Source organism: Salmonella sp. SAL04157, assembly GCF_046551635.1.
GTDB lineage: Bacteria > Pseudomonadota > Gammaproteobacteria > Enterobacterales > Enterobacteriaceae > Salmonella > Salmonella enterica.
In genome coordinates, this window is the sequence record NZ_JBGDVS010000002.1 from 326,929 (window position 1) to 349,657 (window position 22,729).

Annotated in this window: 24 protein-coding genes and 1 pseudogene; 12 read left to right on the forward strand and 13 right to left on the reverse strand. The window is 51.1% G+C overall.

Annotated features, from left to right (window positions below; all coding sequences use genetic code 11):
- Positions 1-293 precede the first annotated feature (293 nt).
- Entirely contained in the window at positions 294-542 is a 249-nt protein-coding gene (locus ACLJRE_RS05200; protein WP_000512149.1) for a GlsB/YeaQ/YmgE family stress response membrane protein, read from the forward strand.
- 138 nt (positions 543-680) lie between these two features.
- Here the strand turns inward: ACLJRE_RS05200 and ACLJRE_RS05205 are convergent, their stop codons facing one another.
- Positions 681-779 (reverse strand): YoaK family small membrane protein, encoded by a 99-nt coding sequence (locus tag ACLJRE_RS05205; RefSeq protein ID WP_001589065.1) that lies wholly within the window; start codon positions 777-779, stop codon positions 681-683.
- Between the two features lie 199 nt (positions 780-978).
- On the opposite strand from ACLJRE_RS05205, the gene ACLJRE_RS05210 reads away from it, so the two are divergent.
- Together ACLJRE_RS05210 and ACLJRE_RS05215 are read left to right on the forward strand one after the other, a co-directional pair.
- Complete coding sequence (locus tag ACLJRE_RS05210; protein WP_000673492.1) at positions 979-1,230, forward strand: DUF333 domain-containing protein; 252 nt, start codon at positions 979-981, stop codon at positions 1,228-1,230.
- 68 nt (positions 1,231-1,298) lie between these two features.
- Positions 1,299-1,610: a hypothetical protein gene (locus tag ACLJRE_RS05215; protein ID WP_000487132.1), complete on the forward strand. Its 312-nt coding sequence runs from the start codon at positions 1,299-1,301 to the stop codon at positions 1,608-1,610.
- Here ACLJRE_RS05215 and ACLJRE_RS05220 read toward each other — a convergent pair.
- Positions 1,596-1,943, reverse strand: coding sequence for a DUF488 domain-containing protein (locus tag ACLJRE_RS05220; protein WP_023212256.1), 348 nt, complete (start codon positions 1,941-1,943; stop codon positions 1,596-1,598). The two genes, ACLJRE_RS05215 and ACLJRE_RS05220, sit on opposite strands and share 15 nt — an antisense overlap.
- 118 nt (positions 1,944-2,061) lie before the next feature.
- Positions 2,062-3,246, reverse strand: coding sequence for a CynX/NimT family MFS transporter (locus tag ACLJRE_RS05225; protein ID WP_023212255.1), 1,185 nt, complete (start codon positions 3,244-3,246; stop codon positions 2,062-2,064).
- A 100-nt stretch (positions 3,247-3,346) separates the two neighbouring features.
- On the opposite strand from ACLJRE_RS05225, the pseudogene ACLJRE_RS05230 reads away from it, so the two are divergent.
- Positions 3,347-4,141, forward strand: a pseudogene (locus ACLJRE_RS05230) (AraC family transcriptional regulator).
- Here the strand turns inward: ACLJRE_RS05230 and ACLJRE_RS05235 are convergent.
- A complete protein-coding gene (locus ACLJRE_RS05235) occupies positions 4,121-4,567 on the reverse strand; it encodes a DUF441 domain-containing protein (RefSeq protein WP_000460698.1) in 447 nt (148 codons plus the stop codon). The pseudogene ACLJRE_RS05230 and the gene ACLJRE_RS05235 sit on opposite strands and share 21 nt — an antisense overlap.
- 205 nt (positions 4,568-4,772) lie before the next feature.
- Between ACLJRE_RS05235 and yoaI the strand changes: the two genes are divergently transcribed.
- Positions 4,773-4,880, forward strand: a complete 108-nt coding sequence (gene yoaI, locus ACLJRE_RS05240; protein ID WP_000272235.1) for a small membrane protein YoaI — start codon at positions 4,773-4,775, stop codon at positions 4,878-4,880.
- Here the strand turns inward: yoaI and ACLJRE_RS05245 are convergent.
- Both ACLJRE_RS05245 and dgcJ read right to left on the reverse strand, forming a co-directional pair.
- Positions 4,877-5,395, reverse strand: coding sequence for a YbaK/prolyl-tRNA synthetase associated domain-containing protein (locus tag ACLJRE_RS05245; RefSeq protein WP_161970696.1), 519 nt, complete (start codon positions 5,393-5,395; stop codon positions 4,877-4,879). The genes yoaI and ACLJRE_RS05245 overlap by 4 nt on opposite strands.
- Positions 5,396-5,444: 49 nt before the next feature.
- Positions 5,445-6,938, reverse strand: coding sequence for a diguanylate cyclase DgcJ (dgcJ, locus tag ACLJRE_RS05250; protein ID WP_023212253.1), 1,494 nt, complete (start codon positions 6,936-6,938; stop codon positions 5,445-5,447).
- 294 nt (positions 6,939-7,232) lie between these two features.
- Between dgcJ and ACLJRE_RS05255 the strand changes: the two genes are divergently transcribed.
- Positions 7,233-7,433 (forward strand): hypothetical protein, encoded by a 201-nt coding sequence (locus tag ACLJRE_RS05255; protein ID WP_129462523.1) that lies wholly within the window; start codon positions 7,233-7,235, stop codon positions 7,431-7,433.
- Between the two features lie 150 nt (positions 7,434-7,583).
- Here the strand turns inward: ACLJRE_RS05255 and ACLJRE_RS05260 are convergent, their stop codons facing one another.
- Positions 7,584-8,870, reverse strand: a complete 1,287-nt coding sequence (locus ACLJRE_RS05260) for a YeaH/YhbH family protein (protein WP_000219713.1) — start codon at positions 8,868-8,870, stop codon at positions 7,584-7,586.
- A gap of 122 nt (positions 8,871-8,992) precedes the next feature.
- A complete protein-coding gene (gene yeaG, locus ACLJRE_RS05265; RefSeq protein ID WP_001518010.1) occupies positions 8,993-10,927 on the reverse strand; it encodes a protein kinase YeaG in 1,935 nt (644 codons plus the stop codon).
- Positions 10,928-11,355: 428 nt separating this feature from the next.
- Between yeaG and ACLJRE_RS05270 the strand changes: the two genes are divergently transcribed.
- The 3 genes from ACLJRE_RS05270 to ACLJRE_RS05280 all read left to right on the forward strand — a co-directional run bounded on the left by ACLJRE_RS05270 (position 11,356) and on the right by ACLJRE_RS05280 (position 14,542).
- On the forward strand, positions 11,356-12,102 hold the full coding sequence (locus ACLJRE_RS05270) for a MipA/OmpV family protein (RefSeq protein WP_000163762.1): 747 nt from the start codon (positions 11,356-11,358) through the stop codon (positions 12,100-12,102).
- 289 nt (positions 12,103-12,391) lie between these two features.
- Positions 12,392-13,588 (forward strand): anaerobic sulfatase maturase, encoded by a 1,197-nt coding sequence (locus tag ACLJRE_RS05275; RefSeq protein WP_000029250.1) that lies wholly within the window; start codon positions 12,392-12,394, stop codon positions 13,586-13,588.
- A gap of 96 nt (positions 13,589-13,684) precedes the next feature.
- Positions 13,685-14,542: an aldo/keto reductase gene (locus ACLJRE_RS05280; protein WP_000843754.1), complete on the forward strand. Its 858-nt coding sequence runs from the start codon at positions 13,685-13,687 to the stop codon at positions 14,540-14,542.
- Positions 14,543-14,640: 98 nt separating this feature from the next.
- Here ACLJRE_RS05280 and ACLJRE_RS05285 read toward each other — a convergent pair whose 3' ends face one another.
- Together ACLJRE_RS05285 and gapA are read right to left on the reverse strand one after the other, a co-directional pair.
- On the reverse strand, positions 14,641-15,525 hold the full coding sequence (locus ACLJRE_RS05285; RefSeq protein ID WP_000608663.1) for a D-hexose-6-phosphate mutarotase: 885 nt from the start codon (positions 15,523-15,525) through the stop codon (positions 14,641-14,643).
- A 328-nt stretch (positions 15,526-15,853) separates the two neighbouring features.
- The gene (gene gapA / locus ACLJRE_RS05290) at positions 15,854-16,849 is read right to left on the reverse strand and encodes a glyceraldehyde-3-phosphate dehydrogenase (RefSeq protein ID WP_000153505.1); all 996 of its coding nucleotides are present in this window, start codon (positions 16,847-16,849) and stop codon (positions 15,854-15,856) included.
- A gap of 352 nt (positions 16,850-17,201) precedes the next feature.
- On the opposite strand from gapA, the gene msrB reads away from it, so the two are divergent.
- A complete protein-coding gene (msrB, locus tag ACLJRE_RS05295) occupies positions 17,202-17,615 on the forward strand; it encodes a peptide-methionine (R)-S-oxide reductase MsrB (RefSeq protein WP_001519539.1) in 414 nt (137 codons plus the stop codon).
- Positions 17,616-17,656: 41 nt separating this feature from the next.
- Complete coding sequence (locus tag ACLJRE_RS05300) at positions 17,657-17,935, forward strand: YeaC family protein (RefSeq protein ID WP_001046864.1); 279 nt, start codon at positions 17,657-17,659, stop codon at positions 17,933-17,935.
- Between the two features lie 350 nt (positions 17,936-18,285).
- Here the strand turns inward: ACLJRE_RS05300 and pncA are convergent, their stop codons facing one another.
- The 3 genes from pncA to sppA form a co-directional block, all read right to left on the reverse strand.
- Positions 18,286-18,942 (reverse strand): bifunctional nicotinamidase/pyrazinamidase, encoded by a 657-nt coding sequence (gene pncA, locus ACLJRE_RS05305; protein ID WP_000184707.1) that lies wholly within the window; start codon positions 18,940-18,942, stop codon positions 18,286-18,288.
- Between the two features lie 26 nt (positions 18,943-18,968).
- Positions 18,969-19,985 carry an asparaginase gene (ansA, locus tag ACLJRE_RS05310; RefSeq protein WP_001170134.1) on the reverse strand — a complete coding sequence of 339 codons (1,017 nt, stop codon included), beginning with the start codon at positions 19,983-19,985 and terminating at the stop codon, positions 18,969-18,971.
- Positions 19,986-20,080: 95 nt separating this feature from the next.
- A complete protein-coding gene (gene sppA / locus ACLJRE_RS05315) occupies positions 20,081-21,937 on the reverse strand; it encodes a signal peptide peptidase SppA (RefSeq protein ID WP_023212252.1) in 1,857 nt (618 codons plus the stop codon).
- 173 nt (positions 21,938-22,110) lie between these two features.
- Between sppA and ACLJRE_RS05320 the strand changes: the two genes are divergently transcribed.
- Positions 22,111-22,662, forward strand: a complete 552-nt coding sequence (locus ACLJRE_RS05320; RefSeq protein WP_023212251.1) for an NAD(P)H nitroreductase — start codon at positions 22,111-22,113, stop codon at positions 22,660-22,662.
- Positions 22,663-22,729 lie beyond the last annotated feature (67 nt).

Consider the following 22,729-nt stretch of genomic DNA (forward strand, 5'->3'; position numbering starts at 1 on the left):
AATTCGACATGGGATAGATAGCGGTTAGCAAAAAAAGCCCGCACTCGGTGAGGCGGGCAAATAATACTGGAAGCAATGTGAGCAATGTCGTACCGAACAGGTGGGTTATAAACTCAACCACTCGGTATTGATAAAGATAATCGTTATCATTAATGATTGCAACCCTGATATTTATGCGCTTTTATCCACGACGCTAAAAGGTGATGGATATCACAAACTTCACTTTCCTGACGATGTGCTATTCTTTTTAACGGCAAATAAACCGCTAACGTTAAGACATAAGTGAGGAAAAAATGGGCATTCTTTCATGGATTATTTTTGGACTTATTGCGGGTATTTTGGCTAAGTGGATCATGCCAGGTAAAGATGGCGGCGGATTCTTTATGACGATCATTCTGGGGATCGTTGGTGCGGTAGTCGGAGGATGGATCAGTACGTTCTTTGGCTTTGGCAAAGTGGATGGTTTCAACTTCGGCAGCTTTGCAGTCGCGGTGATCGGCGCGATTGTCGTGCTGTTAATCTACAGAAAAATCAAAAGCTAAACGCAGAACTTTCAGAGATAATAAAGGCTACGACAGGTAGCCTTTATTATTCAAAATGAATTTACCACCAGCCCAGTTCGGTACCCGCCACCGCAATTAGCGCGATGCCCATCAACACCATCGTTGTTTTCCTCATGGTTATGCTCCCGGCGCGGCGTAACCGCCAATAAAAAACCATGCCAAAAATAATATTGCCGTAATAAAAATGACGACAGGGAAGAGGATACCCACTCTCATGCTATTACCTTCACTGTTCAGGGGGCGCCAGAATAGCAGGGTTTTCTCAGCGACAAAAGGTCGGTTACTTTGTGACAGGGCGTGGCTATTACTGACTTAACCCGGGATAAACACCCGCTAAAGCGCTGACAGAAAGTATGGAAATAGCGTACCCGCCAGGTTATCCTGGACAAAATATCGCTTTCTTTAAGGAGTCGTTATGAAATTTACGTGGATTGCGTTGCCAGGCGTATTGCTGCTGAGCGCTTGTTCATCGTCGCAACCCAACGCCCCCAGGCCGCCGCGCATTGGGATGCCTAATCCGGCAGCCGTCTACTGTGAGCAACAAGGCGGTACGCTGATGCCGGTGCAGACCCCACAAGGCGTGCGTTCCGATTGCAAATTGCCCAATGGCGAAATCATTGATGAGTGGACATTATGGCGCAGAGAGCACCCTGATACGAAAAAGTGACAACCTGCGGTCCGACGGGATATGATTAAGAACAATCTGATAATGAGTTTCATGCGGCGCAAGAAAATATGTTTCAGTTAAAGCCGGGCGCGTTGGCAATAGTTATTGGTGCTAAAACACCCGCCGGACGGCGGAATATTGGTAAGTCGGTTGAGCTATTTTGCCTGTGCCAACCTGGGGATGAATTCATTAACCCGGTAAATGGACACGTCACCTTACTGCCGAAAGAAGCGCCTCGGGCGCTGTGGCTGGTTACGGGCGATGTAGCCTCCGTCGATGGTCAGCACGGTTTTGCCTGGGTGCGGGCAGAACATTTGATGCCGTTGTCCCCGGACAGACAACCAGGCCAGGCGGCGGCACGACAATCACAGCTCTCGTAGCCACTCCGCCAGTACAATGGCATGGTTCTGGCGAGTATCTTTAGCGGCGTATAGCAACGTTAGCGGTTGGTGTCGGGCAATATCCGCCAGCCGTTTGCCTTCTTGATACTGTTGCGCAAGTTCTGCCCGGTATTGCTGCGCGAAGTGGTTAAAATCAATCACTTCGCTATGAAAGGCTTTGCGCAATTCGGTTGAGGGCGTAATGGCCTTATTCCATTCATCATAGACCAGCGCGGATTTTTTAATGCCTCGCGGCCATAGCCTGTCAACCAATACCCGATAACCATCGTCTTTTTCCGCCGGGAAATAGACGCGCTTACACTGGATTCGCATTTTTCCCTCCTGTGATGGTGTCGCTTACGGTACTTTTGTCGGATAGCGGTAATGATTTTAATGGATCAGGCCTGATAAACGAAGCGTCATCAGGCATTCAAGTGGGTATCAGGTTTATTTATGACGCTATCTCTCGATCGCGTCCGGCGTAGAGGCCGAAAATCGCCATGATGATAGCCAGAACCGTCACGCCTGATAGCGGCAGATACCAGCTACCACTGGCATCATGAAGTTTTCCCATGACGGGCGGCCCACATGCCGCCAGTAAATACCCGACCGACTGCGCCATGCCGGAAAGCGCCGCCGCCTGATGCGCCGAACTGGCGCGCAGGCCGATAAACGTCAGGCCGAGTATCATCGTCGCGCCTGAACCGAAGCCGAACAGTAGCGTCCAGATGACAGCCTGGCCCGGCACAAACCAAAGCCCCGCCGCGCCCACTGCGCACAATAGTGAGACCAGCGCGGCAATCCAGCGTTGATCGTTAAAGCGATGCAAAATAAGCGGAATAGCTAACCCAGGCGCCGCGGTCGCCAGTTGCAGCAGGCCATGTAGCGATCCTGCCTGTGCTTCGCTGTAACCGTGGCTGATGAGTATTGTTGGTAACCAGCCGATAATCACATAATAAATCAGTGAGTTAAGCCCAAGAAACAACGTAACTTGCCAGGCTAAAGGCGAACGCCAGATACCGCGTTCATGTAATGCCCGGGAGCTACTCAGGTTAGCTGAGCGGGTAGTGCGCCACTGCGGCAACCAGATAAGAAACGCCAACAGCGGAAACAGCATTAGCATTAACAGCGCGCCGCGCCAGCCAAAACCGTGCAACGCCAGCGGAACCACCAGCGCGGACCCCAACGCGGCGGCGGCGCCCATCGTCAATGAATACGCGCCCGTCAGCCTGGCGACATGTTGTGAAAAATCGCGCTTAATCAATCCTGGTAGCAGCACATTACCCAGCGCTATCCCGCACCCAATAATGGCAGTTCCGGCAAACAACAATGCAGCGGAGGGCAGGGAGCGGAGGGCAATACCCGCGCAAATCAGCAGCATTGCGGCAAACAGACTGCGTTCCATCTCAAACCGGCGGGCAATACCGGCCGCCAGTGGCGAAACCAGTGCAAACGCCAGAAGCGGCAAGGTTGTTAGCAGGCCCGTCTGGGCGGTGGAAAGACCGTAATCCGAACGGATTGTCTCCAGCAACGGTGCAGCGCCGGTAAATGTTACGCGCAGCGTAGTGGCTATCATCAAAATACCGGCAATCAGTAAAGCACCCTGTTTGCCGCGTGGTGAAAGGGCTGTCGTCATCGTTTTCTCATCTCGTCAGGCGAGGCGATACCTTAACAGTTTTTACTGTTTGGATGAATCAAGCTAAAATGACAATTTATCGCTAAAATCGGACAATATAATGATTGGCCTGAGACTGGACGGTTACGATCCCGACCTTCACCACGATGCCGCTGTGGCCTTTTGTATTCGCGCCAGGGATGATGAACTGTTTAGCCCTCGCCATCAGCATCGCAAGGGACAGTAGATCCTCGCTCTGCACGGCGCGATTACCTGCGAGGTGGAAAATGCGATGTGGATGGTTCCGCCCCAGTATGCCGTCTGGCTCCCTGGCTCGCTGCCGCACAGTAATCATGTGACCGCAGGGGCGGAGCTGTGCTTTTTATTTATTGAACCTGCAGCGGTCGTCATGCCGGAGCGTTGCTGCACGCTGAAAATTTCGCCGTTATGCCGGGAGTTGATTTTGTCGCTGGCGCGCAGAACCGATCCCGAAAGAGCGCAAATGCCAACGCAGCGCCTTATTCAGGTGTTGTTTGATGAACTGCCGCAGCAGCCGCAGGAACAATTGCAATTACCAGTATCGGGGCATCCGAAAATCCGCCAAATGGTTGAGACAATGGCGCAGGAGCCCGCGCGATGGAATACGTTAGGGCAGTGGGCCAGCGTATTCGCGATGAGCGAGCGTAACCTTGCCCGGCTGGTCGTCAAAGAGACGGGACTAAGCTTTCGTCGCTGGCGTCATCAGTTGCAATTAATCCTGGCGCTACAAGCGCTGATCGCGGGACGTAATGTACAGCAGACGGCGCAAATGCTGGGTTATGATTCCACCACGGCATTCATTACCATGTTTAAAAAAGGCCTGGGGCAGACGCCAGGCCAGTATCTGACGGGCGAGTTACTGCTTCCCCACAATTAAAGAGACCAGCCCCGCCGCAATCAGTGGGCCGACCGGCACGCCGCGAAACAGCGCGACGCCAAGTACCGTACCGACCAGCAGCCCGGCGACGAGCTGCGGTTGGTTTCCCATCAGCGTAATGCCGCGACCGCCCAGCCAGGAGACGAAAACGCCGACGGCAATCGCGACCAGCGATTTCCAGTTCACAAAAGAGTGGATCAATGTGGAGGGCGGTAGGGTTCCGCTGGCGATGGGCGCCATCACGCCGATGGTCAGAATGATAATCCCGACGGTGAGTCCCTGTTTTTCAATCCAGGGAAAAAAGGTATTCAACGGGGTTACGCGGACAATAATCAGCACCAGAATTGAGACGGCGACAGTGGTGTTGTGGCTGATAAATCCCAGAGCTGCCAGTCCGAGCAGGATCAGCAAAGTGACATCAAACATTATGGTTTCCTTGCCAAAAAGTAAGCCTGACTACTTTACGCCCAAACGGCAAAGCGCACAGGCCTTTTTAACGATTGATGCGGATTTCAGGCAACTGCCTGAAAGACAATCTTTACGTGAAAAACGGCGTGGTCATTAAATTGCCATCAACGCCGCGTATTGCTAACAGGTGAACCGTCATTGTTGTCTTCCTGAGGATACAATTATGTACGATCCACCGTTTCTTGAAGCGCTGATGATAACGGCGTCGTTTTTCGCCATTTTTATCATTATCGTTGTGTCTATATTGCTCCTTGAAGGGGATAGGCTCTAAGCCGTTGGCGATGACTGTAAGCGGCGGAAGACTGCCAGTTCTGGTCGGGCGATGCGCAGATAGTCCTGTGTATTCATAATGACTGATTTTTCCAGCAGGCCGGCATTAAAAGCAATTTCATCGAAACGCTCAAACAGGAGCGGATCGGCGACCAGTTTCAGATTGGGGTGAAAACTGAAAGGCGGGATCGCGCCAAAAACGCAGCCGGTCAGCATATCGACTTCCGCCGGGCTGGCAAGGGAAGCGCGTAAGCCGCCCAGATGTGAAGCAAGCTGAGAGAGGTCGGCTTGCTGATCGGCCGCCAGAATAGCAAGAACGTGCTGGTTGACGCCGTTGCCTTTGACTTTACAGACCAGCGCTTTTGCGCCCTGGCCCAGCGCAGTACCGCGTATTTCAGAAACCGCTTCGCATTTTCCTACCGCTTCATGGCTCACTACACGATAGCGTGCGTTCTCCTGGGTTAATAAAGCCACTAAACGTTGGTGTGTAGCGACACCCTTCGCGACTTCAGTCATTTCGGCCATTTCTCACTCCTGGTGTAATATGAACATTTACTGCGAAGCACTATGATGAACGATGTTGTTTTTGTTGTTTGTTCAGATAGAGCTGCGCATCGGAAGCCTGGTAGGCATCATTAATCGTATCATTGGGCTGCATATTATAAATCCCGGCAGAAAAATGGACTGTCTTATCCGGTGCGATAATTTGCAGGTTACGAATAATACGCTCCGGCAGATGGATAGCCAAATCCGCCGCGTAATCAACAAGAATAATACAGAACTCATCGCCGCCGAGGCGAATGGCGTAATCGCTTTTACGAATCGATGTTTTAATCGCTTTCGCCAACAGGGTAATAATTCGGTCGCCTTCCTGGTGCCCCTGGGTATCGTTGATCAGTTTTAACCTATCGCAATCAATAGCGACAAATGTCACCGGCGTCCCGGTATTGACCAGGCGTTGCAATCGCTGTTCCAGCTCCGGTGTTAATATTTTACGGTTGTAAAGCCCGGTCATGGCATCGCTAATATTTTCGCGTGTGACGTTGCGATAAAGCCGAAAGTGCATCCGTACCATATTAAGCAGGATCGCCGTTGCCAGTAAGTAAAAGGCCAGCGCTTTCCAGGACGAGACAAGGAAATAGGTTAAATCAAGGGACAACGAAACGCGCAGTCCACCAGGGATATCATGGCTATAATTCACATATTGAAACAGATTATTTTTGCTTTGATTAATAATAATTTCTTTTCCGGAATCCAGATCCTTTAGTGTTACGTTAAGATAACGCCAAACCAGAGGACGGTCCTGGGTATAAAAAATATTTTTTAAATTATCCTGGTTAACATCCACCATCACGATACCTTTTAACGTTCCCGCCAGATAGACTGGCGTTAAAAAGCTCATGACGTTTTCCTGGGTAATATCATCCATGTAAATACTTGAAATAACCGTACGGCCGGTAAAAAGTTTATCTATATCTTTTCTGTTAATACCCATTGTACCTTTTTGTAAAAAAGTCCAACGATGCATGGCGAAGCGCCGTGAGTTGATTAAATCATAGAAATAGACATAATGTTTATTTAAATCAACGTAATAACGGAATTTAAGCTCCAGTGTGCCCAGCCCGTGACTGTGGTCGTCCTGCGAACGGTTGATGCTTACCGCCTGATCAAATGCAGGCAGTAAAAGGGCGTCATCAAGATTATCGGTACACTGTGTAGCGGCGGTTTGCAGGGTACCATGTAGCGCCGGATAATTATGCCGGGTCAGGTTGACGCCGTGCGTACCGTTAATAGCCTCAAAGGCGTCGCAAAACGCGCGGCGTTTTTCTGCGGTGACGGGGTCTCCCGGCGCTTCAAAAGTTCGCATCAAATGTGCGGCGATGCTCTGATTCTGGTACTTATCGTACAAAAACGACGAATCGGCTCTCTCCATGATATAACGCATATAGGCATTCATTGCCCTGTCGCTGGCAATAAGTTCGTAAATCAGGAAGGACGATGTCAAAACGATGACGCTTGCCGAGATAAAGTGCCTGAGCGCTTTATGATGCAAATTCATGATGAACTACAGCCCTGAAAGTCGGATGCGTTAGTTTACCATAGCGATGAGAATTCCTCTAATAGACTGTTTAAAAATAAAACGTGTTGATGTTATGGAATAAAAATCATTCTCGGTTTAATAAACCAATTAATACGCTGTGTTTATATTTTCGTGTGTGACTATTGTGATAAAAACTAAATTTTTAACCAACAATACTGATCTATTTGTGACAAAAAGAAAATAACCTTTATTATGATGATGAAAGGAGTGTGAAGTGGTAAGGATAATAATGTACTTCCGTTCGGAGGCACTATGAAACGATTTAAAGAGATGGCTGTGATTTTATTTTTTGCATTACTGGCAGCAGGTTTTACGTCGTCGGCGATGGCGGATAATCCTTTTTCACATGTTCTTGATCATGTTTTTGATACAGTCCCTGCCTGTCACATTCTTCCTCCTGGAGTGGGGCAACCAGAACATCTTGGATATCAGCCTTGGCCTTGGTGTTGGTGATATTAACATGATGGAATTCTATTAATGGGTTAAATTACCCGATATGCCGGAATACCTTCATTCAGACTATTCGCGGGTAATTGCTTCAGTCATAAAAACCGAACACCAGGTTTATTAAAATCCGCCCGACATATGAACGGGCGGGTTTATTTATACGTTTTGATTGGCGCTCTGTTTCTGAAACAATTCGCGGAATACCGGATAAATATCCTCCTGATCGCGAATATGCTGCATGGCGAAGTTATCGAACGTCGCCTGCAGATGTTCATACTCGCGCCATAAGGTCTGGTGGGCGCGGCGGGTAATCTCGATATAGCTGTAATAGCGCACTACCGGCAGCAGCTTTTTCGCCAGAATCTCATGACACAGCGGTGAATCGTCGGCCCAGTTATCACCGTCTGACGCTTGCGCCGCATAGATGTTCCACTGACCGGGGTCGTAGCGCTCTTTAACTACTTCATCCATGAGTTTAAGCGCGCTGGAGACAATCGTCCCGCCGGTCTCTTGCGAATAAAAGAACTCATGTTCGTCCACTTCCTTCGCCTGGGTATGGTGGCGGATATAAACCACCTCTACGTTCTTATACGTTCGGCTCAAAAACAGATAGAGCAGAATGTAAAAACGCTTGGCCATATCTTTGGTTGCCTGGTCCATCGAACCCGAGACGTCCATCAGACAGAACATTACCGCCTGGCTGGAGGGTTCAGGCCGTTTTTCATAATTTTTATAGCGTAAATCAAAGGTGTCGATAAACGGCACCCGCTCGATTTTAGCCCGCAGTTCGGCAATCTCCCGACGTAACCGCTCCTCTTCAAGCAGTTGCGCTGGTTCGCTATGGCTGATGGTCTCCAGTTCCGTTTCCAGCGCGTGCAGTTCGCGGCGTTTTCCTGCCGTCATTGCTGTACGTCGCGCCAGAGAGTTTTGTAGCGAACGTACCACGCTGATATTGGCCGGCACGCCGTTTGAGGTGAAACCGGCGCGGTGAGTTTTATACTCGTTAAGCTGGCGATGCTGGTTTTTTTTCAGATTAGGCAGCGCTAAATCTTCAAAGAGCAGATCCAGATACTCATCTTTTGAAATCTGAAAAACAAACTCATCCTGGCCTTCGCCGTCCTGGCTGGCCTGACCTTGACCGCTGCCGGAACCGCCGCCACCACCGCCTTGCGGACGCTCAATGCGATCATTCTGGATAAAGTGATCGTTACCCGGATGGACGCGATGGCGCAGACCGCCGCGCCCCTGATGAAACATCGGTTCGCTAATATCATCGGTTGGAATAGAGACGGACTCTCCGCTGTCGACATCGGTCACAGAGCGTTTATTAATCGCTTCGGAAATCGACTGCTTAATTTGTGCTTTATAACGGCGCAAAAAGCGCTGGCGATTCACCGTGCTTTTATTTTTGCCGTTAAGACGTCGGTCTATGAACCAGGTCATATGCCCCCCGTACTGCCAACTGAGCGCCTGTTCTGTCAGTGCCGAATAGCGCTAACGCTTAGCCAGTCTACAGAACATTACTTTGTAGGCCCGGTAAGCGCAAGCGCCATCGGGCATTAACATCACGACGATTTACGCACGCGCAGGTACCACTCGCACAGCAAACGAACCTGCTTACGGGTATACCCTTTCTCCATCATCCGATCGACAAAGTCGTCATGCTTTTTCTGCTCGTCAGTCGATGTTTTGGCGTTAAAAGAAATGACCGGCAACAGCTCTTCAGTATTAGAGAACATTTTTTTCTCAATCACCGTGCGCAGCTTCTCGTAACTGGTCCAGTTTGGATTACGGCCGCTATTGTTGGCTCTGGCGCGCAGGACAAAGTTGACGATCTCGTTACGGAAATCTTTCGGGTTACTGATACCCGCCGGCTTCTCAATTTTCTCCAGTTCGGCGTTCAGCGACTCGCGATCGAACAGTTGACCGGTATCCGGGTCGCGATACTCCTGATCCTGAATCCAGAAATCCGCATAAGTCACGTAACGATCAAAAATGTTCTGCCCATACTCAGAGTAAGATTCGAGATAGGCCGTCTGGATCTCCTTGCCGATAAATTCGGCGTATTTCGGGATCAGGTAGCCTTTCAGGAACTCCAGATAACGCTCAGCTTGCTCCTGCGGGAACTGCTCGCGCTCGATTTGTTGTTCCAGAACGTAGAACAGATGCACCGGGTTTGCCGCCACTTCCGCATGGTCGAAGTTGAATACGCGGGAGAGGATCTTAAAGGCGAATCGGGTGGAGAGACCGTTCATCCCTTCATCCACACCCGCATAGTCGCGATACTCCTGGTACGATTTAGCTTTGGGGTCGGTATCTTTCAGGCTTTCACCGTCATAAACGCGCATTTTCGAGTAAATACTGGAATTTTCCGGCTCTTTAAGGCGGGAAAGAATCGAGAAGCGCGAAAGCGTTTCCAATGTGCCCGGCGCGCAGGGCGCATGAGCCAGCTCGCTATGATTAAGTAGTTTCTCGTAGATTTTGATCTCTTCGGAGATTCGCAGGCAATAAGGCACCTTCACAATATAGACACGGTCGAGGAACGCTTCGTTATTTTTATTGTTACGGAAAGTCACCCATTCAGATTCGTTTGAGTGGGCAAGTATGATGCCATTAAAGGGCAGGGCGGAAATACCTTCCGTACCATTGTAGTTACCTTCCTGGGTTGCGGTCAGCAAGGGGTGCAGCACCTTAATAGGCGCTTTAAACATCTCGACGAACTCCATGATCCCCTGGTTAGCGCGGCACAGCGCGCCAGAGTAACCATACGCATCCGGATCATTCTGGGCGTGATGTTCGAGTTTACGAATATCCACCTTGCCGACCAGCGCCGAAATATCCTGGTTGTTTTCATCGCCGGGTTCCGTTTTGGCGATGGCAATCTGCTCCAGAATGGAGGGCCAGACTTTCACCACGCGGAATTTAGTAATATCGCCGCCAAACTCATGCAGGCGTTTGGCCGCCCACGGGGACATAATCGTACCGAGATAGCGGCGCGGAATACCGTACTCTTTTTCCAGAATCTGCGCGTCTTCCTGCGGATTAAACAGGCATAACGGATGATCGTTGACCGGGCTACGCTCGCCGTTGGCGCTTAAAACATAAATTGGCACGCGCTGCATTAGCGATTTCAGCCGTTCAGCGAGCGATGATTTGCCACCCCCCACAGGTCCCAGCAAATAGAGAATTTGTTTCTTCTCTTCCAGCCCTTGCGCCGCATGTTTCAGATAAGAGACAATCTGTTCAATCGCGTCTTCCATGCCGTAAAACTCTTCAAACGCAGGATAGCGAGCAATAACCCGGTTGGAGAAGAGTCGGGAAAGTCGGGGTTCCTGGGCAGTGTCGACCATATTAGGCTCGCCGATAGCCATTAATAGCCGCTCTGCCGCGTTGGCATAAGCACTGCGATCTTGCCGACAAATGGTAAGAAAATCCTGCAGTGTGAACTCTTCGTCCTTGGCAGCTTCGTAACGCTGGCGATAGTGATCGAATATATTCATGATATGCCATCCTTTCGTTTTTTCGCACATGTTAAGAGCCGTTCATATGAATAGTAGAGGCTCCCGGAAGAGGTAGACTGAACGCCGTCTCTGCTAAGGAAAAAAAAAAGCAACTCTCATGCCATTTTATTGGCCAGAAGATCAACGTGTCCGGTGATACACCTTCTTAACATTAAGCGTAGATGGCATTTGCAAAACTTGCCTGTACGCGTCAGTGGATTTCGATGACATATCAATAACTCATCAGGTAGAAAAGGCTGGTGGATATCAGAAAAAGCGTTCCCGGTCACATAACGATCATCAGCCGATCATCTGAAAATAATCGGTGATGGTGATATTAAACGGTTACATTGTGTAAAATAGTTGGGCTTACAGGTATTGGCGGTTACACTTTTGCCGCAGAACATTTGAATAAGGAATTATGGATTGTGACCAAACTTAAACTTCTGGCTCTTGGCGTGTTTATTGCAACATCCGCCAGCGTCGCGCACGCTGAAAGCAACCTGACGTTGGGCGCAGGCGTTGGTGTGGTTGAACACCCTTATAAAGATTACGATAGCGATGTTTATCCGATACCGGTCATCGCTTATGAAAGCGAAAACTTCTGGTTCCGTGGTCTGGGCGGCGGGTACTACTTGTGGAATGACAATGCCGATAAGTTGTCAATCATGGCATACTGGTCCCCGATGTACTTCAAACCGGGCGACAGCGATGACCATCAGTTGCGTCGTCTGGACAGGCGTAAAAGTACTATGATGGCGGGCGTTTCTTACGCGCATCACACCCAGTATGGATTCCTGCGTACCTCACTGGCAGGGGATACGTTGGATAACAGTAACGGTATTGTCTGGGATCTGGCCTGGCTTTATCGGTATACCAATGGCGGGCTGACCTTAACGCCAGGTATCGGGGTTGAATGGAATAGCGAGAACCAGAACGATTACTATTACGGCGTATCACGTAAAGAATCTTCGCGTAGCGGCCTGCGCGGCTATAACCCGAACGATAGCTGGAACCCGTATCTTGAACTGAGCGCTAACTATAATTTCGCCGGTAACTGGAGCGTATATGGTACTGCGCGCTACACCCGTCTGTCGGATGAAATTACCGATAGCCCGATGGTGGATAAATCCTGGACCGGTATCCTTTCTACTGGCGTGACCTATAGATTCTGATTGATTGAATTTGCCAGAAAAACCATGACAAAGCCTGCGTTATGCAGGCTTTGTGCTGTCTGAAACGCGAACATGGCGGCTTGCATAAATGCGCTGTTGACCGGGTATGGCGCAGCCTTATGTGATTTATACTTTGTTACATCAATTTAAAAAACTAGCCTTTTATATGAAAAATCCAGGTGATTACAACTGTGCTAACAATTAGCGTAATAATTGTTGCAATGCTGGCTGATATCGCCCTGTCACGTCCCGCTTATGCTATACCCATTCTTCACAGCGAGTAAGACGAATGAGCATAGTATTCAATACCGTAGCCAAGCCCAGCGGCAGTCTGTGTAACTTATCCTGCAAGTACTGTTTCTATCTTGATAAACCCCGGGGCCAGCGCGTCATGTCTGACGATGTGCTGGAGACGTATATCCGCCGGGTAATTGATGATACGCCATCCTCAGAGGTCTCGTTTTGTTGGCAGGGGGGAGAGCCGACGCTATGCGGTCTTTCTTTTTACCAAAAAGTGGTGCGCTTGCAGCAACGCTATGCCAACGGCAAAACTATTTACAACAGTCTGCAAACCAATGGCGTATTAATCAATGAAGAATGGGCGGCTTTCTTTGCGCAGCACCAGTTCCTGATTGGTATATCGATTGATGGGCCGCAAGTCGTTCATGATAATTACCGGAAAACGCCGTCAGGGCGGGCGTCTTTTTCCCGTGTCGTTAATGCTATCCGCCTTCTGCAGGCAAATGATGTCGAGTTCAACACGCTCACTGTCGTGAATGATGTGTCATGCCGTCATGGCAACGCTATTTATCATTTTTTGACGCAGGAATTGGAAAGTAAACACCTGCAATTTATTCCCATTGTTGAGCCGCTCGCGCAAAAAACGCAGCGTTCTTTGACGTTATCTGACAATGAGGATTCGCCTTCGCTGATGCCCTTTTCCGTCACGCCTGAAGGGTGGGGCGCCTTTATGTGCGATGTTTTTGATCAATGGATACGTCACGATGTCGGACGCATATTCGTACAGCTTTTTGACAACTTACTTGGCGTCTGGATGGGGGAGCCCGCCACGCTTTGTACGATGCAGTCGACCTGCGGGCAAAGTTTGCTGGTGGAGCAGAATGGCGACGTGTTTAGCTGTGACCATTTTGTTTTTCCCGCCTATAAACTGGGCAATCTGCAGCAACACTCTTTAGAAGAAATGGCGGCTTCTTCTTTTCAGCAGCAGTTTGGCGCGGCTAAAGCAAACCTTTCCTCACGCTGCCAGAACTGTACGTGGCGCTTTGCCTGTCACGGCGGTTGTCCGAAACATCGAATTTGCATGGACGGCGGCGAACGGCAAAATTATCTCTGTAAAGGATATCTGGAGTTCTTTCAACATGTGACGCCCTATATGAATGTGATGCGTCAATTATTACTGAATCAGCGACCCGCCGCGCATATTACCCGCATCGTCGACATGATTGCGGATGACGTTCGTCAGTGACAAGAAAATCGCCCCCTTGCGCGGTATGATGCCGGACATTACCGTAGGGTCTAAGAGTCCTGTATTGTTTTACCGTCGAGTGACATTGAAAAGGAAATGAAATCAGTGAAAAACGTAACGTTTTGCGGGCAGGTGACGCTTCCTGCCATCGGACAGGGAACATGGTATATGGGCGAGCGCGCGGATCAACGTCAGCGCGAGGTTTCGGCGCTGCGCGTGGGGCTGGATTTGGGGTTACGCCTTATTGATACGGCGGAAATGTATGCCGACGGCGGGGCGGAAAAGGTCGTGGGCGAGGCGCTGGCAGGGCGACGCGATGAGGCATTTCTGGTGTCAAAAGTGTACCCGTGGAACGCTGGCGGCCAGAAGATAGTTGCCGCCTGTGAGGAAAGCCTGCGTCGTCTGAAAACAGATTATCTCGATCTCTATCTATTGCACTGGGCCGGAAACTTTTCATTCGAAGAGACCGTTGAAGGTATGGAGCGGCTAATCGCGCAGGGGAAAATTCGCCGTTGGGGAGTCTCTAATCTTGCTTATGACGATATGCAGGCGCTGTGGCGCATCCCTGGGGGACAGCAATGCGCGACAAATCAGGTGCTCTATCATCTGGCGTCACGCGGTATTGAGTATGATTTATTGCCGTGGTGTCAACAACAGCGAATGCCAGTGATGGCCTATAGCCCGCTGGCGCAGGCTGGCCGATTACGTAGCGGTTTACTGAATCATCCGGTGGTGAATGAAATTGCGCAAGCGCATAACGCTACGGCGGCGCAAATCTTACTGACGTGGGTGATTGCGCATCCGAGCGTGATGGCGATCCCGAAAGCCGGAAGTACAGAACACGTGAAGCAAAATGCGGCGGCGCTTGAGATCGCCTTGTCAGCAAACGAACTTGCCTTACTGGACAACGCCTGGCCTGCGCCAAAAGGGAAAACCGCGTTGGATATGGTGTGACGCCGGATAAAATGCGTAAGCGCCGCCATCCGGCAGGTCATGCCTGATGGCGGCTGACGCCTTCCAGAGCCTATAGCAACGCCGTTATCCATTCACTTTTAGCGTTTTGCGACGCAGATAGTCTGCGCCAGACGAGAGGGTTTTTCTTCTGTGGCTTGTTGCGGCGCAGTAGCATAAGCCGTTTCAACGCAGACAAACGTTTTATAGCCGTCATCCGGCATGTCGCCCATGCTGACGGACAACGCCGGGCCAGGGTTCCAGCCTACGACGTTAAGATGGTGGTGGTGGACCACATCAATCGTGCGGTTTAATGTCGCATCGTGGATCACGCTACATGCTTCAGGATTGAGGTAAACGCGATCGGTACGGTCCGGAAAGGTTTGCATACCGTCGGTCAGGACACCTTCTTTAGCGTCGTTAACTTTATCAATAAACCGATCGCCGAGTCCGCTGACCTTAACGTTGGCGATGTCGCCAACGTTAAAATAGCTGTGGAGCGCGGATGTGGTTGCAAACTCGCCATGCGCTTCCAGTTCAATTTCACAGGTTTTGCCCACTTTAAAACGTGCCAGCAGCGTGAAATCGTGCGGCCAGTATTTCCGGGTGGCCTCACTGCTTTGCAGCTCAAATGTCAGCATTACGCCATTATCATCTTCATTATGCGCTTTTAGCGCCCACGGTAGATTACGCGCAAAGCCGTGTGACGGCAGACCCTGTTGAGCCGCAGGTCCAAACCAGGGCCAGCAGATCGGTACGCCGCCGCGTAGCGCCACGCCGGTTTTGAAAGGCGTATTATTACTGAGCCACAATACCTCTTCCTCGCCAACGGGTTTCCAGGAGAGAAGGTGCGCGCCCTGTAATGCAAAAGAGGCTTTAACCTGCGGATGGTCAACGACGATCAGATCCAGGTCATCAAGCTGACGACGGGAAAGGACAGGGGTAAGCTGTTCGATAACCGGGAGGGCAAAAATTTTATTAATCATTACGCAATCCTCTTAACCCTAAATAATTCGAGTTGCATGACAAGGCGCTTGTGCCTTGACCAGTGCTTGCGCTGGCCCGTAGAGGCGGGGCCGCAGGCCGAGTAACGCGGCAAGTGAACGACAAATTCATCGGGAACGAATTTGAACAATCGTAGGTAACCTACGGCCAGGGACATCCCTGATTCATCCCGATAAGTTCGACTTCCGTCAGTGATTCGGGTGAGAAAGCATAGCCAACACACCTGCAACTTGAAGTATGACGGGTATATCTTTAAGCAAAAAAAAGAGCGACCTGAGTCGCTCTTACCAATGACTGTGTCATCTCAACTTATTTGGAGATGTGAGCAATCAGGTCCAGTACTTTGTTGGAGTAACCGGTTTCGTTATCGTACCAGGAGACCAGTTTCACGAAGTTGTCGTTCAGCGCGATGCCTGCTTTAGCATCGAACACGGAAGTGCATACTTCGCCGTTGAAATCGGTAGATACAACGTCGTCTTCGGTGTAACCCAGAACGCCTTTCATTTCGCCTTCGGCAGCAGCTTTAACAGCAGCTTTGATCTGCTCGTAGGTAGCCGCTTTTTCCAGACGAACGGTCAGGTCAACAACGGATACGTTCGGAGTCGGAACGCGGAACGCCATACCAGTCAGTTTGCCATTCAGTTCAGGCAGTACTTTACCTACCGCTTTAGCAGCGCCAGTAGAGGACGGGATGATGTTCTGAGATGCGCCGCGGCCGCCGCGCCAGTCTTTGTGAGACGGGCCGTCAACGGTTTTCTGGGTTGCGGTAGTCGCGTGAACAGTAGTCATCAGACCTTCGATGATGCCGAAGTTGTCGTTGATAACTTTAGCCAGCGGCGCCAGGCAGTTGGTGGTGCAGGAAGCGTTGGAAACGATGTCCTGGCCTTCGTATTTGTCAAAGTTAGCGCCTTTAACAAACATTGGGGTGTTGTCTTTAGACGGACCCGTCAGAACCACTTTTTTCGCGCCAGCGGTGATGTGTTTACGCGCGGTTTCGTCAGTCAGGAAGATACCGGTAGCTTCAGCCACTACGTCAACACCAACTTCGTCCCATTTCAGGTTAGCCGGATCGCGTTCAGCGGTAACACGGATTTTTTTACCGTTAACGATCAGATGACCGTCTTTCACTTCAACAGTACCGTCGAAACGGCCGTGAGTGGAGTCATATTTCAGCATGTATGCCATGTACTCTGCGTCTAACAGGTCGTTGATTGCAACGATCTCGATGTCAGAACGTTTCTGAGCAGCACGGAAAACAATGCGACCGATACGGCCAAAACCGTTGATACCTACTTTGATAGTCATATATTCCACCAGCTATTTGTTAGTGAATAAAAGGTTGCCTGTAAAATTACAAAAACCTTACGCAGCGTCAAGCGGAATCGTGTCAATCATTGCGACAAATCAATCCTCTGCACAACCTTTGCGCGGCCTTTGCGCGGCTGATTCGCCTCACTCTTCCTTTCGGCTTGAAACCACATGGGGGCGCCGCCCCGAATTTTAAAGGGCAACCGAGATAATAATGTGACATCAGTCACGATTCATGAGCCGCCATTTCGCAATGATCAAGTTTAGAACAAAAGTTGGTACTGAGGTGTTAATGTTTTGTTAGAATCGGTCAGGCAATGTGAGCACGTTTAAAGTGAGATGTGAGCAAATGGCTAACCAACCTTCAGCAGAAGAACTCAAGAAAAAATTGTCCGAAATGCAATTCTACGTGACGCAGGATCGTGGCACAGAACCGCCATTTACCGGACGCCTGCTACATAATAAACGCGATGGGGTTTATCACTGCCTGGTCTGTGATACGCCGCTTTTTCACTCCCACACCAAATACGATTCAGGCTGCGGCTGGCCTAGCTTTTACCAGCCTGTCAGCGAAGAGGCGATTCGTTACATAGACGATTTTTCTCATGGCATGCAGCGTGTCGAAATTCGTTGCGGAAACTGTGATGCGCATCTCGGACACGTTTTCCCGGACGGGCCGCAGCCAACCGGTGAGCGCTATTGCGTTAATTCGGCCTCGCTGGCCTTTTCTGACGAGAAAAACGGCGATCAACTGAAAGGTTGAAAAAACGATTCAGCAAATTATTCCACAGGAGCGGACACATCATGAATCTTGATGAGATCATTAACAGCATGACGCCGGAAGTGTATCAACGTTTATCCACCGCCGTTGAGCTGGGTAAATGGCCGGATGGCGTGGCGTTGACGCCGGAACAGAAAGAAAACAGCCTACAGCTGGTGATGCTATGGCAGGCGCGGCACAATACCGAAGCGCAACATATGACGATCGATACTCACGGTCAGATGGTGATGAAAAGCAAGCAGCAGCTCAAAGCGGATTTCGGTATTACGTCAAAGCCGATTGCGACATTGAAAATGCAGTAACGGCAGCCGGATAAGAGGTAGCCGCCATCCGGCGGTTTCATTGCCGATGCGTTGTGCTTACCGGGCCTGCACATTGCTGTCAGGCACAGGCCCGCCATATTTTTACCCATTACGCTTAATGTCCAGCGAGTCCGCCAACTGTGTCGCTAACTGATTATTGTCATCGGTGCCTTATTCCCAGAACATTGCGCCAGCCAGCCCGCGCTTTTTAATCTGTTTTGTTAGAAGCGCTCTCCAGCCTGCGTTGAGCTTTGCCTGGTAGCGACGCTGACGTGACGTATCCGGCCCAAAGATCTATGCAATGGTCTCACCGTTGCGTGATGTATTGACCGGATACGATACCTGCTCCGCTACCTGGCGACAGCCTGGCCCTGCGTCTCTTCCCAGTCTGCCAGCGTATACAGCGTCGCGCCTGCCGCCGCCATCTCCATAAACGCGTGTGCGCTATCCTGCGGGTGAATATTCACGCCGCGACAGCCATCGGTGATAACGTTAACGGCATAGCCCAACTCTAGCGCATCCAGCACCGTAAATTTTACGCAGTAATCGGTCGCCAACCCCATCACGATAAGCTCGGTAACGTCATGCTCGCGAAGCCAGGTATCAAGGGTAGTTTTCTGCCGATGTTCGTTGTCAAAAAACGCGCTGTAGCTATCAATCAGCGGGTTTTCACCCTTATAGATGCAGGCGTCAATCGCATGTTGGTTAAGCAGGGGATGTAACGCCGCGCCGTCGGTATGTTGAACGCAGTGATCCGGCCAGAGCGTTTGCGGCAGCCCGTCCAGCTTTCCCTGACTATAGGGTTCCGCCTGATGCTGGCTGGCGAAGCTGCCATGCTGCGCGGGATGCCAGTCCTGGCTGGCCAGCACCGGAATCTGCCGGGGCTGGCACCAGTCAATAAGAGCGTTGGCGATGTCGATGGTGCTGTCGCCTTCCGCTACAGCCAGCGCGCCGCCGGCGCAAAAGTCATTTTGCAAGTCGACCAGTAATAAGGCCCGGTTTGTCATTATCTTCTCCTTGTCGTCGGGATTTTTTAATCATCCGGCGTCAATTCACCACGCAAGTTTTGCGCCATCGCGCTACGAATCGCCTGAGTGTCCAGACCCTGGCTTAACAAATAATGCAGTTTGGTTAAGGTGGCTTCGACGGTCATATCGGCACCGCCAATCACGCCAGCGTGCGCCAGTGCATTACCGGTAGCGTACCCGCCCATATTGACTCGCCCTGACATGCATTGCGTCAGGTTAACCACCACGATGCCGCGCGAACTGGCCTCTTTCAGCTCCTGTAAAAACGCTTTATTTTGCGGCGCGTTGCCTACGCCATAAGAGCGCAGAATCAGCGCTTTTACCGGCTGACGCAGAAAGTTACGTACTACCTCGGCGGAAATCCCCGGATAAATCGTCACTACGCCTATCGGCTGCGGCGTAATAGGGTGAACGATTAATTCACCAGAACCGTAGGGCGCGGGAGGCGTATTTAAACGGCGAATGTGAATTCCTGCTTCCAGCAAGGGCGGCAGATTAGGAGAGGCAAAAGCGTCAAAACCATCCGCATGGGCTTTGGTCGTGCGATTGCCGCGGAACAGACGATTATTAAAAAACAGCGTTACTTCATTAATAGGGTAGTTGGCGGCGACATAAAGCGCATTCAGCAAATTAATTTGCCCGTCGGAGCGGAGCTCAGCCAGCGGAATTTGTGACCCTGTCACAATAACCGGTTTACCCAGATTTTCCAGCATGAAAGAGAGCGCCGATGCGGTAAACGCCATCGTGTCGGTGCCGTGCAGAATAACAAAACCGTCATACTCATCGTAGTGCGCTTTGATATCTGCAGCGATATGCTGCCAGTCTTCCGGCGTCATATCTGATGAATCCATCAGCGGGGCATATTCATGGATGGTAAAATCCGGCATCTCCGGGCGGTGGAATTCCGGCATCAGCGCCAGCTGGCGCTGAAGGTGCCCGGACACCGGGATATACCCTTTATCTGAGCGCTGCATACCGATAGTACCGCCGGTATAGGCAACGTAAATTGATTTCTTTTGCATGATAATGTTCAGTCGTGTCGCGAAGGACGTATTAATGATTATTGGATGGCGGCTATGAGCAGACGCCGCCATCCGGTATGGCTATTGATGAAGCATTAGCGAACGTTCGCGCAAGTCAAACAGAACGCATAACGGTTTTGCGGATCGTTAAATACCGCCAGTTTATCCCCCTCGGCCTTCACCGTGTTGGCGGCAGAAACGAGCGGCGCCGGGAGCATCACCTGAATGGCCTCCGGCAGCATGGCGCGTACTGATCCGGTCATACTGTCCATGACCATATCAAGGACCGTCGGTTCGTCCTGATAGTAATCAAGATGCCACTGTTTCAGTTTCGCCAGCTCCGCCGCTTTGGCGACGGCGTCGTCAAAGTCGCCGAGACTGTCCACCAGACCATTGGCTTTCGCGTCTTCTCCGGTCCAGACATGGCCCTGTGCGATTTTATCAATCTGCTCCGGCGTACGCTTACGCGCGTCTGCCACCAGTGTGATAAAGCGTTTGTAGCCGTACTCAATACTGAGTTGCATCATCTGCTGCACTTCCGGTGACAGCGCTTTGGTCATCGAAATATCCGCCAGTGGCGAGGTGGAAACGCCGTCGCTGTGTACGCCAATCGACGACAGGCTGTTTTCTACCGTATTGATGACGCCGAAGATGCCAATTGAACCCGTCAGCGTGCTGGGGCTGGCCACGATATAGTTTGCCGGCGTAGAGATCCAGTAACCGCCGGAGGCCGCCATACCGCCCATTGAGACCACCACCGGTTTGCCAGCCGCTCTTGCTGCCGCCAGTTCGGCGCGGATAACTTCGGAGGCGTTGACGCTACCGCCTGGGCTATTGACGCGCAGCACAATCGCTTTCACTTTAGGATCAAGGCGTGCGTCGCGGATCTGCGATGCCGTAGTGTCGCCGCCGACATTCCCTGGCGTTTCTTCGCCATCCATAATCGCGCCATTGGCGAAAATAACCGCAATAGTACCGCCGGTATCCGCAGGCGTTTTCAGCGAATAATCGTAATAGCTGATCGCGCGATAGTTATTTTCGGTTTTGCTCCAGCCAAACTGCTTCGTCAGCGCTTTTTCAACATCTGCGCTGGAGGCGAGGGCGTCCACCAGTTTATGGTCGAGCGCATATTTGGCGGTGTCGCCGCCCACGCTGGTTAACCCGTCGATAATAGCCTGCGCGCCGGGGAAGAGTTGTTGCGGCGAAATCTGGCGATTGGCGGAAACGGTATGCAGGTAGTTCTGCCACAGTTCGCCTATCCAGCGGCTGTCGGCCTCGCGGGCGGCGGGCGACATATCGTCGCGGATAAACGGCTCGACGGCGGATTTATAGGTGCCGACCCGGAAAACGTGGGTAGAGACTTTCAGTTTATCCAGCAGCGTTTTGTAGTACAGGCCATTCGTAGCGAAGCCGTGAAGATCTACCTGACCCTGTGGGGAAAGCCAAATTTTATTGGCGAAACTGGCGAGGTAATACTGACCCTGGCTGTAGTTTTCACCCACGGCGAAAACCGGTTTGCCGCTGTCGCGGAATTCGCGCAGCGCTTTACCGATATAGCGCATTGACGGCTGATCGGCGCCGGTGAAGTTTTTCAGATCCAGAACGATACCAGTGATGTTACGGTCATCTTTCGCCTGACGAATAGCGTTGACGATGTCAAACAGGGAGTTTTCCTGCAGACGGTCGGAGCTGGCGCCAAATAACTGGCGACCCAGCGCGCCCAGACGGTGATTGGTGGAGGGTTTATCCACAATGACGCCGGAAATATCCAGCAGCAAAGCGCCGCGCGCCGTTTGCTCACTGTTGCTGCCGTTACCGATCTGCATCCAGATCCCAACGCCCACCAGAACCAAAAAAATAAAGAACAGGTTGAGTACCATTTCACGGACGAAGTTCAACACTCGCCACGTCCATTTAAAAAATCCGGCAATAAATCGCCACAGGGTTCGCATGTATTCTCCCTATCTGAGTAACAACGCTTATACCTTGGTGAGGATAAAGCATTAAGATGTGGCTATCGTAATGACCCATCAGGCAGTTGTCAGCAGGAATCACTGCCTGCGCTGTAACAAAATCCGCTCCCGTGTTAATTTTGTGAATAAATATCATTGCTGGAGTTAATCAAATGGATGCACTAGAACTGCTGATCAACCGTCGTAGCGCCTCTCGTCTCGCAGAACCGGCGCCTGTCGGAGAGCAATTACAGAACATTCTGCGGGCGGGAATGCGTGTTCCCGATCATAAATCTCTACAGCCGTGGCGTTTTTTTGTGATTGAAGGAGAGGGGCGCGACCGCTTCAGCGCCGTGCTTGAACAAGGCGCTGTCGCTGCCGGGGGCGATGAGAAAGCGATCGAAAAAGCGCGTAATGCGCCGTTTCGCGCACCGCTGATCATTACCGTGGTGGCGAAATGCGAAGAAAACCATAAGGTTCCGGTGTGGGAACAGGAGATGTCTGCCGGATGCGCGGTGATGGCGATGCAAATGGCGGCGATTGCGCAAGGGTTTAATGGTATCTGGCGTAGCGGTGCATTAACGGAGAGCGCTATCGTGCGGGAAGCCTTTGAGTGCCGCCCTCAGGATAAAATTGTTGGTTTTCTCTATCTCGGCACGCCGCAGCTCAAAGCGTCAACGACGATCAGTACCCCCGACCCCACGCCGTTTGTGCGTTATTTCTGACGCTGAGGGATAAAACTGTCTGGATTCTGAGCAAAGGCGCGGTAATTCAGACAGTGATACTTACCAC

What these genes read in the sequence shown, in the direction of transcription:
- dgcJ (WP_023212253.1), bottom strand. Translation starts at nt 6,938, where the DNA reads ATGAATTTGCATCATAAAGCGCTCAGGCACTTTATCTCGGCAAGCGTC.
- yeaG (WP_001518010.1), bottom strand. Translation starts at nt 10,927, where the DNA reads ATGAATATATTCGATCACTATCGCCAGCGTTACGAAGCTGCCAAGGAC.
- ACLJRE_RS05280 (WP_000843754.1), top strand. Translation starts at nt 13,685, where the DNA reads ATGAAATCAGTGAAAAACGTAACGTTTTGCGGGCAGGTGACGCTTCCT.
- ACLJRE_RS05210 (WP_000673492.1), top strand. Translation starts at nt 979, where the DNA reads ATGAAATTTACGTGGATTGCGTTGCCAGGCGTATTGCTGCTGAGCGCT.
- msrB (WP_001519539.1), top strand. Translation starts at nt 17,202, where the DNA reads ATGGCTAACCAACCTTCAGCAGAAGAACTCAAGAAAAAATTGTCCGAA.
- yoaI (WP_000272235.1), top strand. Translation starts at nt 4,773, where the DNA reads ATGTACGATCCACCGTTTCTTGAAGCGCTGATGATAACGGCGTCGTTT.
- ACLJRE_RS05285 (WP_000608663.1), bottom strand. Translation starts at nt 15,525, where the DNA reads ATGATTAATAAAATTTTTGCCCTCCCGGTTATCGAACAGCTTACCCCT.
- ACLJRE_RS05215 (WP_000487132.1), top strand. Translation starts at nt 1,299, where the DNA reads ATGTTTCAGTTAAAGCCGGGCGCGTTGGCAATAGTTATTGGTGCTAAA.
- ACLJRE_RS05260 (WP_000219713.1), bottom strand. Translation starts at nt 8,870, where the DNA reads ATGACCTGGTTCATAGACCGACGTCTTAACGGCAAAAATAAAAGCACG.
- gapA (WP_000153505.1), bottom strand. Translation starts at nt 16,849, where the DNA reads ATGACTATCAAAGTAGGTATCAACGGTTTTGGCCGTATCGGTCGCATT.
- ansA (WP_001170134.1), bottom strand. Translation starts at nt 19,985, where the DNA reads ATGCAAAAGAAATCAATTTACGTTGCCTATACCGGCGGTACTATCGGT.
- ACLJRE_RS05205 (WP_001589065.1), bottom strand. Translation starts at nt 779, where the DNA reads ATGAGAGTGGGTATCCTCTTCCCTGTCGTCATTTTTATTACGGCAATA.
- sppA (WP_023212252.1), bottom strand. Translation starts at nt 21,937, where the DNA reads ATGCGAACCCTGTGGCGATTTATTGCCGGATTTTTTAAATGGACGTGG.
- ACLJRE_RS05275 (WP_000029250.1), top strand. Translation starts at nt 12,392, where the DNA reads ATGAGCATAGTATTCAATACCGTAGCCAAGCCCAGCGGCAGTCTGTGT.
- ACLJRE_RS05320 (WP_023212251.1), top strand. Translation starts at nt 22,111, where the DNA reads ATGGATGCACTAGAACTGCTGATCAACCGTCGTAGCGCCTCTCGTCTC.
- pncA (WP_000184707.1), bottom strand. Translation starts at nt 18,942, where the DNA reads ATGACAAACCGGGCCTTATTACTGGTCGACTTGCAAAATGACTTTTGC.
- ACLJRE_RS05255 (WP_129462523.1), top strand. Translation starts at nt 7,233, where the DNA reads ATGAAACGATTTAAAGAGATGGCTGTGATTTTATTTTTTGCATTACTG.
- ACLJRE_RS05245 (WP_161970696.1), bottom strand. Translation starts at nt 5,395, where the DNA reads ATGACTGAAGTCGCGAAGGGTGTCGCTACACACCAACGTTTAGTGGCT.
- ACLJRE_RS05200 (WP_000512149.1), top strand. Translation starts at nt 294, where the DNA reads ATGGGCATTCTTTCATGGATTATTTTTGGACTTATTGCGGGTATTTTG.
- ACLJRE_RS05300 (WP_001046864.1), top strand. Translation starts at nt 17,657, where the DNA reads ATGAATCTTGATGAGATCATTAACAGCATGACGCCGGAAGTGTATCAA.
- ACLJRE_RS05235 (WP_000460698.1), bottom strand. Translation starts at nt 4,567, where the DNA reads ATGTTTGATGTCACTTTGCTGATCCTGCTCGGACTGGCAGCTCTGGGA.
- ACLJRE_RS05220 (WP_023212256.1), bottom strand. Translation starts at nt 1,943, where the DNA reads ATGCGAATCCAGTGTAAGCGCGTCTATTTCCCGGCGGAAAAAGACGAT.
- ACLJRE_RS05225 (WP_023212255.1), bottom strand. Translation starts at nt 3,246, where the DNA reads ATGACGACAGCCCTTTCACCACGCGGCAAACAGGGTGCTTTACTGATT.